Origin of the sequence: Chryseobacterium sp. MYb328, from assembly GCF_037572595.1 — a bacterium.
Lineage (GTDB): Bacteria > Bacteroidota > Bacteroidia > Flavobacteriales > Weeksellaceae > Chryseobacterium > Chryseobacterium pennae.
In genome coordinates this window covers 71,768-87,568 of the sequence record NZ_JBBGZQ010000001.1, presented here as the reverse complement: position 1 = coordinate 87,568, position 15,801 = coordinate 71,768, and the positions used below count along the sequence as shown (strand labels likewise).

14 protein-coding genes are annotated in these 15,801 nt (G+C 36.1%); 1 reads left to right on the top strand and 13 read right to left on the bottom strand.

The genetic code is table 11. The features are described 5' to 3' along the window. The first annotated feature begins 312 nt into the window (after positions 1-312). Entirely contained in the window at positions 313-2,547 is a 2,235-nt protein-coding gene (locus tag WH267_RS00425; protein WP_340004688.1) for a reprolysin-like metallopeptidase, read from the top strand. Positions 2,548-2,646: 99 nt separating this feature from the next. Here WH267_RS00425 and WH267_RS00420 read toward each other — a convergent pair whose 3' ends face one another. The 13 genes from WH267_RS00420 to WH267_RS00360 form a co-directional block, all read right to left on the bottom strand. Next, positions 2,647-4,206 carry a sodium:solute symporter gene (locus tag WH267_RS00420; RefSeq protein ID WP_340004686.1) on the bottom strand — a complete coding sequence of 520 codons (1,560 nt, stop codon included), beginning with the start codon at positions 4,204-4,206 and terminating at the stop codon, positions 2,647-2,649. A gap of 560 nt (positions 4,207-4,766) precedes the next feature. After that, positions 4,767-5,054, bottom strand: a complete 288-nt coding sequence (locus WH267_RS00415; RefSeq protein WP_185018954.1) for a GNAT family N-acetyltransferase — start codon at positions 5,052-5,054, stop codon at positions 4,767-4,769. Positions 5,055-5,057: 3 nt separating this feature from the next. Continuing rightward, complete coding sequence (locus WH267_RS00410) at positions 5,058-5,453, bottom strand: OsmC family protein (RefSeq protein WP_115972834.1); 396 nt, start codon at positions 5,451-5,453, stop codon at positions 5,058-5,060. Further along, positions 5,453-5,671, bottom strand: coding sequence for a (4Fe-4S)-binding protein (locus tag WH267_RS00405; protein ID WP_123321366.1), 219 nt, complete (start codon positions 5,669-5,671; stop codon positions 5,453-5,455). The genes WH267_RS00410 and WH267_RS00405 overlap by 1 nt, the downstream gene beginning before the upstream one ends. Position 5,672: 1 nt before the next feature. After that, positions 5,673-6,251, bottom strand: a complete 579-nt coding sequence (locus WH267_RS00400; protein WP_123321365.1) for a TMEM175 family protein — start codon at positions 6,249-6,251, stop codon at positions 5,673-5,675. Continuing rightward, positions 6,244-6,780, bottom strand: a complete 537-nt coding sequence (locus WH267_RS00395) for an NADPH-dependent FMN reductase (RefSeq protein ID WP_123321364.1) — start codon at positions 6,778-6,780, stop codon at positions 6,244-6,246. The genes WH267_RS00400 and WH267_RS00395 overlap by 8 nt, the downstream gene beginning before the upstream one ends. Positions 6,781-6,798: 18 nt before the next feature. Beyond that, positions 6,799-7,698, bottom strand: a complete 900-nt coding sequence (locus WH267_RS00390) for a pirin family protein (RefSeq protein ID WP_115972830.1) — start codon at positions 7,696-7,698, stop codon at positions 6,799-6,801. Between the two features lie 47 nt (positions 7,699-7,745). Further along, entirely contained in the window at positions 7,746-8,057 is a 312-nt protein-coding gene (locus tag WH267_RS00385) for a GNAT family N-acetyltransferase (protein WP_340004676.1), read from the bottom strand. Positions 8,058-8,281: 224 nt separating this feature from the next. Then, positions 8,282-9,157, bottom strand: a complete 876-nt coding sequence (locus tag WH267_RS00380) for a pirin family protein (RefSeq protein ID WP_340004674.1) — start codon at positions 9,155-9,157, stop codon at positions 8,282-8,284. A gap of 108 nt (positions 9,158-9,265) precedes the next feature. Then, on the bottom strand, positions 9,266-10,669 hold the full coding sequence (locus WH267_RS00375; protein ID WP_123321361.1) for an MFS transporter: 1,404 nt from the start codon (positions 10,667-10,669) through the stop codon (positions 9,266-9,268). A gap of 140 nt (positions 10,670-10,809) precedes the next feature. Then, entirely contained in the window at positions 10,810-11,652 is an 843-nt protein-coding gene (locus WH267_RS00370; protein ID WP_228438874.1) for a hypothetical protein, read from the bottom strand. Positions 11,653-11,951: 299 nt separating this feature from the next. Further along, positions 11,952-13,619: an asparagine synthase B gene (asnB, locus tag WH267_RS00365; protein WP_115972825.1), complete on the bottom strand. Its 1,668-nt coding sequence runs from the start codon at positions 13,617-13,619 to the stop codon at positions 11,952-11,954. Between the two features lie 810 nt (positions 13,620-14,429). Continuing rightward, positions 14,430-15,635 carry an RsmB/NOP family class I SAM-dependent RNA methyltransferase gene (locus WH267_RS00360; protein WP_123321359.1) on the bottom strand — a complete coding sequence of 402 codons (1,206 nt, stop codon included), beginning with the start codon at positions 15,633-15,635 and terminating at the stop codon, positions 14,430-14,432. Positions 15,636-15,801 lie beyond the last annotated feature (166 nt).

Genomic DNA, 15,801 nt, shown 5'->3' with positions numbered 1-15,801 from the left:
TTTCAAAGATATTGAAATAGATCCCTCTATAAAGGATGAACACAGAATATTTGAGGGCCTTCTGATAAAATTCCGAGTTTTTTACCATTTAGAAGTGAATACAAAGCAGCCTTGTTAATATTTTCCATGATGTTTATTGTTTTTTAAGTATTTATTTTTCAGATTATTAGAATCTGTATTGTTTTATGAATAGATAGAGAATATTTGTTTTTTTGTATAGGTTTATTGTCTAGATTTATAATTATTTTTGGTTAAATAATTTATTTTTAACCCCCTTTGATTATTTATTTAAGAGTTAAAACCACATACACAATGAAAATTAAACAATTACTCTATTTAGGGATATTTATGATATCCATTTCTTTGGGGAAGGCCCAGGACTTTTTTACAAAAATTAGTGAAAGGTCTGTTGAGGCTAAACCAGGTGACAGGTTGATACAACCAGAAAGATTTCTCAGTTACAGGTTAGATGTAGCAGGAATGAAAAGCTACTTCCAATCAGTTCCGGAATTGAGGGATGCTGATTTTAAAGATAAGGCTCCCATTATTATTTTGCCTATGCCTGATGGAACAAAAGCAAAATTCAAAATCTGGAAATCTTCAGTAATGGCTCCTGAATTAGCTGATAAATACCCTCAATTGGTTACTTTTACAGGACAAGGGGTTGATGATCAATACGCTACTGTGAAATTAGATTTTACAGAATTGGGATTTCATGCTCAGATAAAATCTGTGGTGGCGGGAGATATGTATATTGATCCTTATGCAAAAAATGATCTGAATAATTATATTATCTACAAAAAAGGCGATTTAATTAATAAGAGCCCGATAACTTGCGGTACTAAAGACGGGAAATTTCAAGCAGAAAAAAAAAACGGACAAAAAAGCGTCACTCCGGGCGTAGGAAATCAAATTAGAATTTTCCGGTTTGCAGTAGCCTGTACAGGTGAATATGCAAAAGCTGCAACAGGGCTAGCTTCTCCTACTGTGGCTCAAACACTGTCTGCTATTGTAACAACCGTAAACAGAGTAAATGGTGTTTATGAGCAAGAAGTGGCTGTGAGACTAATATTAGTTCCTGATGAGACGAGTCTTATTTTTACAAATCCTGCTACGGATCCTTTTAATGGTAATAATAATTCAGACCTGTTAGTTGAGGAAAGTCAGACTCAGATTAATGCAATAATTGGAATTAACAGTTATGATATAGGACATACTTTTAGCACAGGTGGTGGTGGTGTAGCTTATTATGGTATATGTGATCCTGAGTATAAAGGAAAAGGAATCACAGGAAGAAGTAACCCGGTTGGTGATCCTTATGATATTGATTACGTTGCTCATGAAGTAGGGCATCAGTTTTGGGGACCCCATACTTTTAATGCTGTAACTGGAAATTGCGGAGGCGGTAACCGGGATGCTGATGCTGCCGTAGAACCGGGAAGCGGGATTACGATTATGGGATATGCCGGAATTTGCGGATCTCTGAATAATTTGGCTAACAACAGTATTCCTATTTTTCATACCAACTCATTTCAGTCGATCACTACAGCAGTAGCATCAGCAGATTGTCCGGTGATCACTCCTGTCAGCAACACTGCCCCTACAGTAAATGCCGGAAATGATTATACAATCCCTAAAGGAACACCATTTAAGCTTACTGGTTCTGCAACAGACTCTGAAAACAATGCGCTTACCTATTGCTGGGAACAAAATGATAACGGTCCTGAAGGAGATTGGAATACTCCAACCGGAAACGCTGCTATATTCAGATCATTTGTACCGGAAACCGCTTCCTACAGATACTTTCCAAAATTGGCAAGTATTCTCAACAATACGGTATCAAAAGGAGAAATTTTACCATCTTACGGAAGAACAATGGAGTTCAGACTTACTGTAAGAGATAATAATGCAGGTTGTGGAGGAGTAGCCAATGATGATGCAATTATTACGGTTGCTGGAAACTCTGGTCCGTTTAAAGTAACTGCACCCAATACTGCGGTAACATGGGGTGCTAGCTCTACACAGACTATAACATGGGATGTAGCCAATACTGCCGCTGCTCCGGTAAACTGTGCCAATGTAAGTATTTTACTCTCAACGGATGGAGGTCTTACTTATCCAACTACTCTGGTTGCCTCTACCCCAAATGATGGATCCGAAGCTATAACTATTCCTGACGTAAATACAACAACGGCTAGAATTATGGTAGCAGGGGCAGGAAACGTATTTTTTAATATTAATCCTGTTAATTTTACAATCAGTAAAAATGTATTGGCTGTAAATGATGTAACCGGAAATAAAGATGCATTTGTCATATATCCTAACCCAGGTAAAGAATTTCTTAATATTAAATTTTCAAATACAAATGAAGTTTATGATGTTACCATATATGATGTAAGTGGAAAACTAGTATTCAGTAAGTTGAATAATACACCTGATCACAATAATCTGGGTACTTTTAATGTGGCTCAGCTTATAAAAGGAGATTATTTGATTAAAGTTAAAACAAAAACTTTTGACAGAACCATAAAATGGATTAAAGAATAAAGAATAAACAATTCACAAAAAAGGCTGTTTTCAAAAAAGAAAACAGCCTTTTTACTTTTTATAAAGACCCAAAAGGTTGGACGCTAAAGTCTTTTAATCCTAAACAACTCTTAAATGCTGTTTATCCTTCACTAGCCATAAACCGATAAAGGTAAGCAGCCCATTAAGAACAATAAGCTCTACACCAATTCTGTAATCTGTGTAAGAAGTCACAGCAAAGTTGATTAAATAAGTGATGATAGGAGCAAGGATCGTTACTGTAAGAATTGAATACTTCTTGGAAATATGGAACTTGGTGAAAATTCCGAAGGCAAAAAGTCCTAATAACGGCCCATAAGTATATCCGGCAACCTCCATAATCAGGTATACAATAGATTTGTCGTTCAGAGCTTTGAATACCATGATTAAAATAAAAAACATAATGGTGAATGTCAAATGCACTTTCATACGAAGGCTTTTCTTTTCTTTTTCAGTCTTTGTTTTATCTTCGTTAAGGTTTAATAAATCTACACAATACGAACTTGTTACTGCCGTTAATGCCCCATCCGCAGAAGGGAATAATGCTGAGATTAATCCAATAATGAAAATTACAGAAATGGTCATCGGGAAATACCCGTTAAGAGATAAGGCTGGGAAAAGGTCATCACCCATAACATTCTTGATGTTTCCTGCAGCATCTTTGAATCCGAAGATATTGCTTACAGGATCGGTTCCTGTTGTTCCATATTCTGCTCCATGTTGCAAAGCAAAAAGGTAAAGTAATCCACCTAAAAATAGGAATGCAAGATTAACTAACAGAAGAGTTCCTGCAAAAGTTAACATGTTTTTCTTTGAGTTTTGGAGATTATCTACAGAGATATTTTTCTGCATCATTTCCTGATCCAGTCCGGTCATTGCAATCGTAATGAAAATTCCACCCAGGATGGTTTTAAGGAAAAACGTCTTGGAATTAGGATCGAAATTGATAAAGTGAGTATAATTTTTCTGTTCTAAAATTGTGTATGCTTCACCAAAAGACAGGTTCAGGTTAGATAGGATGTATACAATACATGCCACCAGGCTGATAATCATGAAAGAAGTCTGTAAAGTATCTGTAATCACAATGGTTTTTACTCCGCCTTCAAAAGTATAAAGAAGAACCATGAGTAAAAGCACCATGGAAGTTACCCAAAATGGAACCCCTAATCCTTCAAGAAGGAAAATCTGTAAGACATTTACTACCAGATATAATCTTGCTGTAGCTCCGATTGCTCTTGAAATAATAAAAAATATCGATCCGATCTTATGCGCTTCCACATTGAATCTTTTTCCCAAATACGTATAAATGGAAGTAAGGTTCATCTTATAATACAGAGGCAGAAGGATGGCAGCAACAATAAAATATCCAATGAAGAAGCCGATCACCATCATATAATATTCAAAACCTCCATAAATATATTCGGAGCCGGTCATTTTTCCAACTGTTCCTGGAACTGAAATAAAGGTAACCCCACTTAAACTGGTCCCAATCATCCCGAATGCAACGAGCCACCATTTGCTTTTTTTATTACCGATAAAGAAAGACTGGTTGTCAGAATTTCGGCTGGTGAAATATGAGATCACCAAAAGGCCGATAAAGTAGATAAAGACAAACAGCAAAAGGACAGTTCCTGGATTCATGCTTAGATTTTAAATTTTAGCAAATATATAAAAAAGAAGCATCGTGAATCATGAATTTAGTTAAGAGGTAATTTTTATATAATTACTTAGGGGGAAGTAACCTAAGCTTGGGATTAAGCTTATGTTTTTCAGAAAGGTTTGAAGCTGGGAGCTGGAAGCAGGAAGTTATGGCACTTATAAAAGCAATTATTCTCTACGTCTTCATCTTTTTTATAGTGATAAAGAGTAATTGTTTCATTAAAATTAGCTTCGCATTTATTAAAGCGGGGCCTGTTTTCTAAGCTAATGATAACAGTTCGTTTTATCAAATCGATTGAAAATCGATTCCCTCTTTGCTCACTTAAAAATTTAATATAATCCAAAATAAACCTTTGCGTGAAGAAAGAACCTAGTGAGGGATAAAGAGTTTCTGCTAAGTGAAACGCCTTTGCGAGCTCTTTGCTGTAATTTAAATAAACTCTTTGCAAACTTAGCGTTAAAAAGAAAATTATTTCCCACTTAAAGAAAAAACCTTCCAGATCTGCTCTGAAAGGTTTGTATTGTAAGGGTAGAAACTGTGACTAATTCACCAAAACATCCTGTAATTCCTCACTCTTCTGAAAACTGGCTTTCGCAAAAGGACAAAGCGGAATGATTTTTTTTCCGTTTTTTCTTGCAAAATCTACAGCAGCCAAAAGCATTTCCTTACCTACCCCTTTTCCGTTGTAGGCTTCTTCCACCTCGGTGTGGTCAATAATAAATCTTTCTTCTCCTGCCCAGGTGTACGTCATTATTCCTGCGCGTCTTCCATCTATGAAAGCTTCAAAACTTCCGTGTTTCTCGTCGTTGTTTTGTTTTACTTCGATCATGTTTTATGAGAATTTAGTTAGTATTTCTATATCGTTGGTTAATATTTTATGTACCGGACATGCATCAGCAATGGTATGAAGTCTTTTTATTTGCTCATCATCCAAAATTCCTTCAAAGGTAATATCTCTTTTGAAGATTGCTTTTTTTGTCAAGGGATAATTTTCAAGTTCCACTTCTACATTGATGTTTTCCACATCCCATTCCTTTCTTTCAATATACATTCTAAGGGTTGCTGCTGTACAGCTTGCCAAAGAAGTAGCCAGAATTTCCATGGGATTGAAACCTTTGTTCTGTCCGCCTTTATCTATAGGTTCATCGGTAATAATCGTATTTTCTCCCGCTGTTACCTCTGTATAATATTTTGTTTTTCCTAAACTTGCTTTTACCGTTACTGCCATTATTTTTCAGTATTGAATTTATAACTTAATGCTCCAGATGGGCATTGATCTATCTGTATTTTTAGTTCTTCCGGGGTTGCATTGGTTGCTTTTATCCAGGGTCTGTCTTTTGGATTGTAGACTTTGGGAAGCATTTTTACACATACAGCCGAGTGGATACACTTCTGAGGCTGCCAGATGACAGTAATGTCGCCGTTGGGATATTCGTGTGTTTCCATATTAATTGTCTTTTAATGATTTTTCGATTCTTCTGTCGGGAATCATCCATATAAGAGCCACTATATAATAAAAACCTATGGCAATATAAGGATAAAAAAATGAAGTAGCGATGCCCAGAATATAAAATATAATGGATATATTCTCTTTATACTTTGAATGTATAGCCTCCTTCAGCTGTGAATTTTCACCCTCACACCGGATAATAACATTCTCCAAAATACTATAGGCAATAGCGCATAATACGAGAACAATACCATAGGTTGCTACAGGGTTTTCTGCAAAACCGGTAGTGCCGATCCATTCTGTAGCAATAGGCATCATGGAAAGCCAAAATAACAAATGAAGATTGGCCCAAAGAATACCTCCGTTTACTTTTTTTACTGTCTGAAATAAGTGATGATGATTGTTCCAGTAAATTCCTACATAGATAAAGCTGAAAATATAGGCTAAAAATTTAGGAATCAGAGGTTTTAGGCTTATCCAGCTGCTTCCTTCAGGTACTTTCAGTTCAAGAACCATGATGGTGATAATGATGGCTAGAACTCCATCACTAAAAGCTTCCAGTCTTCCCTTAGTCATTGGTAATTGAATTTTTAAAGCTTTCAATCTTCATTTTCAGCTCGCTCAGCATATCAGGATTGATCACTCCACTTTCAAGATCAAAATTCTCATAGAACTTGGGTAGGGAAAAAGTATCCTTGATATCCGCTGCAAATTGAGGGAAAAATGTTTTTGCTGTATCCATAACATTTCCACCACCATACCCTCCGGGAGAAGTACTCATCAGAAGCATTGGTTTATTCTGGAATACTTTCACATTAATCCTTGATGCCCAATCGAAAAGATTTTTAAAAGCAGCGCTGTAAGACCTGTTGTGTTCTGCAAGAGAACAGATGATAACATCACATTCTTCAATGGCTTTTAAAAAATGATGAGCTTCATCCGGAAATCCTTTCTTTTCAAGATCTACGGAAAAAACAGGCATTGTGAAATTGTTGAGATCAATAAGGTTGATCTCTTCATGCTGGAAATCTTTTAAAACAAACTTTACCAGTTCCCTGTTGATGGAAGTGGAAGAACTGCTTCCTGCAAATGCTAATATTTTCATGGTTTATGTCAGCTGAAATTATTTTCTGTTTAAAATCGCTTTTGGCAATGGAACGTATTCCTGCTCATCACCAGGAACCAAAGGAAATGCATCATGATTCTGATCGTTCCAGTTTACTTTAGCCTGATCAATTATTTCCTTGTCAGAGTTTACAAAGTTCCAGAAGATAAAACGCTCCTCATCAAAAGGTTCACCTCCGAAAAGATAGACCGTTCCGTTTTCACTCATATCAAATTCACACAGCTTAGTGTCTTTGGCGATCATCAGCTGTTTTGAACCATAAGAGTTTCCTTCAGTAGTTACCGTACCATCCAGAACATACATAGCAGCTTCCCCATAAAGATCCTTTCCTATGCTGATTTTCTTCGCTTCTTTGGTTTTGATTTCAATGAAAAATAATTTGCTGTGTACGGGAACAGGTGAGGTTTTTCCAAATGCTTCTCCCGCAATTAATTTATACTGAATGCCGTCTTCTTCCCAAACCGGAATCTCATCCGCTTCAATATGATGGAAAGTAGGTTCAGACTGTTCAAGATGTTTTGGAAGTCCCACCCAAATCTGAAATCCGTGAAGTCTTTTATCACTGTGTCTTAAATATTCAGGCGTTCTTTCAGAATGTACCACCCCTTTTCCGGCAGTCATCCAGTTTACTGCACCGGGTTTAATCTCAAGAGCACTTCCGATGCTGTCTCTATGGAAAATAGATCCTTCCAGCAGATAAGTTAATGTAGATAATCCGATATGTGGATGAGGGGGAACATCAAGGTTTTGATAATCCTTTAATTCCGAAGGGCCCATGTGGTCAATAAATACAAAAGGTCCAACCGCTCTTTTTTCACGGAACGGAAGAAGTCTTCCTACCAGAAAATTTCCGATATCTGCTGCTTTTTCTTCGATGATAAGTCCAATATTTGACATAATGATGTAATGCTTTTTTAATGTGTTAAATAAATGTTGATAAATAGTTACAGTTTATGGTATCCATCAAATTTTTCATCTACGATACGTTTCCATTCAGGATGCTTTTTGATAAAGGCAAAAACATACGGACAGAACGGAAGAAGTTTTTTACCGCTTTCTTCAATATAATTCAGGGTTTTTTCCACTACAGCAGCGGCTGCACCTGTTCCCGCCAGTTCTGGTTCTGCTTCAGTGTGGATCAAAGCAATCTGATGACTTGTTTCACGATAATTAATAAAGGCATAATGTCCATTAACTTCTATTTCAAATCTTTTTTCGGCTTTTACAAGGGGGATATTTTCAAATTCTGATTTCATAATTTTTTGTATTAAAAAGTTGGTTAAGGTCTAGGTCTAAAGAGGTTAATGTCTTTTGTATTTATAAAAGAAAGAAACAAACCTTATAGGTTTTCGAAACCTATAAGGTTTATATCCATCCATTATTTAACATTAATCTTTGACATCTTAAACCCGTTATAATGTTATATAAAGTTAGTAAAAAAGAACTCATTTAAGATTAAGGAAAACTTAAATCTATCCTTTTAATCTTCAAGATATCCGAATTTTCCGGTATTGAAATCCTCAAAAGCCTGCATGATCTCTTCTCTTGTATTCATTACAAAAGGTCCATGAGGAAAGATGGGTTCATTAATAGGCTCTCCACTGATGATTAAAACAATTGAATCTTCTTGGGTTTCAATGGTAAAGCTTTCTCCTTCATTTTTAAATAATGCAAAATGATCTGCTTTCACTTGTTCTTCTCCATTGACAGTAATATTTCCTTCAATAACCAAAGCGGCTGTGTTGAAGTGGGCAGGGAAATTAAATTCTGCTTTACCTCCAGCTTTAAGTTTTGCATTCATCATATGAATAGGAGTGAAGGTAAATGCAGGACCTTTGTTTCCATTATAATTTCCGGCAATTACTTCAATAAAGCCATTTTTACCAAGATCTACTTTTTCCATCTTAGAGTTTTCAATGGACTGGTATTTTGGATGGCTCATCTTATCTTTTGCAGGAAGGTTGACCCACAGCTGAACCATCTGAAAGATTCCACCTTCTTTAGCCCATTCTGTTTCATGGTATTCTTTGTGAAGAACTCCTTTGGCAGCAGTCATCCATTGTACATCGCCTTCGCCAATAATACCACCGCCTCCGGCACTGTCATGATGTTCCACTTTACCGCTATAGGCTATGGTTACTGTTTCAAAACCTCTGTGTGGGTGAACTCCTACACCTCTTGGTCTATCTGAACCGTTGAAATGAAATTTTGAATTATAATCAAGCATAATGAACGGATCCATTCTTTTCATATCTAAGCCATGTACGCCCGGAATAAAATTATGAACTCTAAAACCGTCACCTACAAAGTGTGCAGGTCTTGGAGATACTACCATTTCTACTTTTTTAGTTGCCATAATATTGTTGATTTTATGTAAACAAAATTACCATACTTATAAAGCAAATGCATTGATCTGTGATAAGTTCGTATTGTAGTAAAAGACTGATGTACAATTAACCTTTGCTTATTCCTCTTTTGATTTCATATTCTTTCCGTCTGAAATGTGTAGTCTTCTAAATACAAAACCTGATAATATCGTTAATATTCCTACCGTGAGAAAGGTATATCGGAAAGCATTGTGAGTTTCTCCCTGGATGAGGTCAGAGTTTTCAAATATTTTTAAAACAATCAATCCAAAGGCAATTCCGAAACCGATCGCGAGCTGCTGATTAACGGAGATTAATGAATTGCCACTGCTGGTCTGAAAATTCCGGAGATCTGCAATGGAAATCGTGTTCATAGAAGTGAACTGTATAGAATTGAAAAATCCAAGCACAGCAATAATAGGAACAAACCAATATAATGAAGTGTGAATATCTGGAATAGCCAGCATGCAGATTAAAGTTCCAATGATAAATGTATTTACCATCAACGTTTGCCGATAGCCATATTTATCAAGAATTTTAATAACAGATGATTTCCCGAATATAGCAGTCAGAGCCATTGGAGCAATGATCCATCCTGAAGTTACGGCAGACTGTTTATAAGCAATCTGGATCATAAGCGGAAGCAGTAACGGAACAGAGCTGATCCCGAGTCTTGTCGCTAAGTTCCCTACAATCCCAACGCGGAAAGTCCTTACCTGAAACAGGTTTAAAGGGAAAATAGGATGTCCTTCTTTTTTTGCATGTTTATAGTAATAGTAAAGAAACAGGAATCCCAGGATAAATACAATGAGAACCGGTGTTATATTCTGCATATTTCCAAAAAGTTCTAAGGAAATAGAGAGTAAGAGAGAGGCTGCTGCAAAGATTAAGAATCCTTTAAAATCAAAATCTACATCATCAGATCTATAATCAGGCATAAATTTTAATCCTAAAATAATTCCTAAAAAACCAATAGGAATATTAATAAGAAATATCCAGTGCCATGACAAATAATCCACCATATAGCCACCTACCAAAGGTCCGAGAACAGGCCCGATAAGGGCAGGGATAATAGCAAAGTTCATAGCCTTAAGCAATTCACTCTTATCAAAAGTTTTAATGAGTGCCAGCTTTCCGACAGGTGTCATCAGACTTCCTCCAACACCCTGAATTACCCTTGAAATAACAAGATGGGTAAGGTTTTGAGACAGTGAACAGAATAATGAACCCAAACTAAATAGTATCAATGAGAAAATAAATACTTTTTTCGTTCCGAACCGGTCTGCCAAAAATCCACTTGCAGGCATGAAGACAGCCAAAGTCAATACATAACTGATGATAGCGTTCTGCATATTCAGCGGAGATTCATGAAGGTCCTTGGCAATGGAGGGAAGAGAAGTATTCAGAATGGTTGAATCCAGCATTTGCATAAAAATAGCAGTGGCGAGAATCAAAGGAAGAATTTTCTTTATTGAGGTCTGTTGGGGGCTTGTTTCTGTCATTTTGTATAGGCTGGAATATTCAAAAAATTCCAGACTTATTTTTATTGAAGAGAATGCTTGCTTTAAGCAGTTTGATTCTTAGATAAAGAAATCCATATAAAATTAAAAAAGTCCTGTGAAATATCACAGGACTTTTTGATTTATTTTTTAGGTTTTTCTACTCCTTTCCATTCGTCACCGGCTTTTCTATACTGGCTTAAAGTGAAATTTTTGAAATCCTTTGTTTTGTATTCAATATTATCGGTATTCTGCTCGAAAGGCATGATATAATAATATTCTATATCTGTTTTATCAGACTTGTTTCCTTTTTTTACAGAAGGAACATATTTTGAAAACTTATAGTTAGGAAGGTATTGTCTCAATCTTGTGTAGAATGATTTGTCATCTTTTTCACTAGGAATAATATCTACAATGTTAAGATCATCTTTTTTCTTATCCACCCAAAGATAGTAGGTCTTTTCTTCTCCTAAATTTCTGTTGAAAGAATTAAAGGCAAACAATTCTTTCGGAACCAGTTCTTTGATCTTTTCAGGATCAACCTTTGTATAGAATTGTCCTTTTGACGGGTCAACGTAAGTTTCAAGGTTGTACATTAAAACAGAATTGTTCTCAAAATTCTTGTTCTTGAAGTATTGATTTAAAGACAATTCTGCAGTAGCTCTAAGCTCTTTGTCTCTTTTATCCAGTTTTTTTGTCGGATTCTGAGGGTTTACGTATTTTACAAATTCATACAACACTACTGGCTTTATATCCTTAAGGTGAGGATAAGTCTTAAGTTGCTCAGCTTTTACCAACCAGTAGAACTGTTGATAATAGTCATCCTTATCAGCATCTTTCACGCTTTTATAAGCTAAAGCAAGCTTTTTTGAGTTCAGATATTTGCCATATTTTCCCTGTCCAAAAGCAAAACTGATGGATAATAAGGCAAATAAAACAGTAAGGTTTCTTCTCATTTTTTTATAATTGATATTTTCGTTTTCCAAATATAATTATTTATTAGATATTATTTTTGATTGTCAGTTAAATTATGCCATATTGTTATTGTTAATTCAAAAAATAATCCCGTATTGCTACAGGATTAATAAATTATTGTGGTAGAGTTTAGAAACAAGAGGGAAGATAATCCGGATAAGAGGTAAAGACACGAAAAGATAATAGATAATAGACAAAGTGGATAGAACCTGAAATCTTAGATCTTTTTAATGTCAATCATCCATTTGGCTTCGCAAGCGAATCGTGAATTTAGGATCATACAAACTTTACCCCTCAAGCCCTCAAACTTCTAGTACGATGTCTCATGTACTTTCACTGCTCTTCCACTTGGATCATTCATCTTTTTGAAAGCTTCATCCCATTCCAGAGCGATAGGAGTAGAGCAGGCGACAGATGGAACAGATGGAACAGTTGCTGCTGCTGTCTCACTTGGGAAATGCTCTTCAAAAATAGTTCTGTAACGGTATTCCTCCTTGTTTTGTGGGGTGTTTAACGGGAATCTGAATCTTGCGTTAGTCATCATCTCATCAGTAACTTCTTTTTGAGCAACTTCTTTTAACGTATCAATCCATGAATATCCCACACCATCCGAGAACTGTTCTTTTTGTCTCCATACAATAGATTCCGGAAGAATATCTTCAAAAGCTTTTCTTAATACCCATTTTTCAATTTTCCCTTCAGAAACATTAATCATTTTATCCTGTGGGTTAAGCGTCATGGCAATATCCATAAATTCTTTATCAAGGAAAGGAACCCTGCCTTCTATTCCCCAGCTCATTAAAGCCTTGTTGGCTCTCAGGCAGTCATATAAATGAAGCTTTCCAAGTTTTCTTACTGTTTCATCATGGAATTCTTTAGCGTTAGGCGCCTTATGGAAGTACAGATAGCCACCGAACAGTTCATCAGCACCCTCTCCGGACAATACCATCTTGATTCCCATTGATTTGATCACTCGTGCTAAAAGATACATTGGGGTGGAAGCTCTGATGGTTGTCACATCATAAGTTTCCAGATGATAGATTACATCACGTACTGCATCTAATCCTTCCTGAACGGTAAAGTTAACTTCATGGTGAACAGATCCTATATGCTTGGCTGCTTTTTGAGCAGCTGCCAGGTCTGGAGAACCTACAAGTCCTACCGCAAAGCTGTGCAGTCTAGGATACCATGCTTCCTGAGTATCTCCGCTTTCAATTCTTTGCCTTGCAAACTTTGCTGTAATCGCTGAGATAACAGACGAGTCAAGCCCACCGGAAAGTAATACACCATAAGGGACATCACTCATCAGCTGTCTGTGAACAGCATCTTCAAGCCCCTTTCTTAGTTTATCAATATCTGTTTCGTTATCCTTTACGTGGTCAAAGCTTTCCCATTCTCTGGTATACCATTGCTGAAGCTCAGCTCCATCTTTGCTGTATACCAAATGTCCAGGTAAGAATGTTTCAATGGTTTTGCATATGCCTTCCAAAGCTTTTAGTTCAGAAGCTACATAATAATTTCCGTTTTTATCCCATCCCTGATACAGTGGGCAGATTCCCATATGATCACGAGCAACGAGATACACGTCGTTTTCTGTATCGTATAATGCAAATGCGAAAATCCCGTTCAGCTTTTCAACAAAGTCTTTTCCGTATTTTCTGTAAAGTGCCAGAATAACCTCACAGTCAGATTGAGTCTGGAACTCATAATCGGTAAATTCTTCTTTTAATTCTCTATGGTTGTAGATCTCACCATTTACGGCTAATACTACTTTTCCGTCTTTAGTAAATAAAGGCTGCTTTCCGGAAGTAGGATCTACAATAGCAAGTCTTTCATGAGAGAAAACTACTTTTTCATCCTGATAAACTCCACTCCAATCCGGTCCTCTATGACGGATCTTTTTTGACATTTCTAAAACCTGAGGCCTTAATGTCTCGGTTTTCTGCTTGGCGTCAAATAAACATACTATTCCACACATATTTTTATTATTTATATGACAAAAGTAAAGGGGATGTTTATAAATAACAATTAAAATTACGTGTAAGTTAAAATTTTCAATTAATTAATTTATTTGAAAGAAAAATATTAACTATTTAAGAGAATTGTAATGTTTTTGATTAATTTTTTTCGTTAGGCTAAAATAGATGTTACCTCTATACAAAATAAAAATGACATATTTCTTAATATATGGTAATTTATTATGTGAATTTTAGCCCTTACTTTGTGGCTCGAAATAATTTTTTTTCATCATTTGTGTTTTTACCTTCTTGCAATTCTCATGCAAGAAGGTTTTGTTTTTATAGACTTTTAATAAGTTCTTTTTAAACTCTATTAGTAAGCTAAAAATCCTGTTTTCTTACTAATCTTTATATTCAGACCTTGAAATGATTTTTCCTGCTTAAAAAAGCAAGACAGCATTGTCAGGTCGTCTTTTAAATGAGTAATCGTTTTGTATTCACTGTTGGTGCTACTCCTGATGAATTTTTCCTGCTCATGGCCAGAATGGGAGTCGGATGTTTTTTATATGATAAGAACTGATATAACGGCTCCCGTATGCCTGTGTAGAAGACAGGTAAGGTAAAAGGGCAGCCGGAAATTTAAGTACAGTTCCTTTATTCATAATATTATTTGGCAATAAAGTAATTTGGTTTACAAATATACTTTACAGCAACAAAACGGTTAATCTATAGAGTTAGTAGGGAATTGGTATGAAATGTTACATTTTAACTACAAAAAACAAAAAAACTACTCCTTAGAGTAGTTTTTTATAGTTGTATGGAGGAATCGGTTAAGAAACTCTTTCGATCAACGCCATATAGAATCCATCATACCCTTCGCTTGGCATTACTTTCTCATCCTTGATCATTTTGAATCCCGGATTGTTTTGAAGGAATTCTTTTACCTGAAGGTTGTTTTCAGATGGCAGGATAGAACATGTGGCATATACCATCTTTCCTCCTTTTTTAAGTATTTTAGAATAGTCCTGAAGGATCTGCTGTTGCTCTTTCTTGATTCTGTCAATGAAGTCCTGATCAATTTTCCATTTACTGTCCGGATTTCTTTTCAAAACTCCAAGACCTGAACATGGTGCATCAATCAATAACCTGTCTGCTTTATCATGAAGACGCTTGATCACCTTATTGTCGGAGATCATACGGGTTTCAATATTGTGTGCTCCCGCTCTTTTAGCACGACGCTTCAATTCAGTAAGTTTCCACTCGAAAATATCTAAAGCGATAATCTGACCTTTATTTCCCATTAGTGCTGCCAGGTGAAGAGTCTTTCCTCCTGCACCCGCACATGCGTCCACAACTCTCTGTCCTTCCTTTACATCAAGGAAATACCCGATCTTCTGAGAAGAGGCATCCTGAACTTCAAATAATCCTTCTTTGAAAGCTGTAGTAAGAAAAACATTCTTTTTCTCTTCAAGCTGTATAGCGTCAGGATAATTTTTAATAGAAAAGGATACAACACCTTCATCCGAAAGGTCCGAAATAAGTTCCTTTGTAGTTGTTTTTAATGAGTTTGTTCTTAAAACAGTAGGTGCCTGCTCATTCAAAGCAATCATTTCTCTTTCCCAGGTAGCTCCCAATTCTTTTTCCAACGTTTCTGCCAACCAGTCCGGGATAGAATGTTCTATTGCTTTTGTAGGAACCGTATTCTTTTTAAGTTTGGTAAGGATATCCGCAATCTTGATTCCGTCAAACTCTTCAAACTTTTTATAATTGGTCTTGCTCCAAAGAAGATAAGCAATGATAAGTTTATAAATATTGTTGGGCTTTACCCCTTCACCCATATAATATTCAAGGCGTTTTTTCCAACGGATAATATTGTAGAAAATCTCAGAAACAACGGCTCTGTCCTGGCTTCCCCATTTTTTGTTTGCCTTTAAAAGTCTTTCAATAACTTTATCGGCATACTTGTTTTTTTCAAAAAATGTTTCTTGTAAGGCATCGTGAATCCCGATAGCCAAGTTTCTGTGAATAAGTTCCATAAATTTGCTTCGCTGTTTGAATCTGCAAAAATACGAATTAAAGTTGAGAGTTGAAGATTGAGTTGGAGAGTTTGACGGGTAGTGGGTTTTAGAGTTGGATAATAAGAGGGGGGAAGGGGAATGGTGAATGGTTTGTCAATTTTTGTAGCCATCAATGATTTTCTGT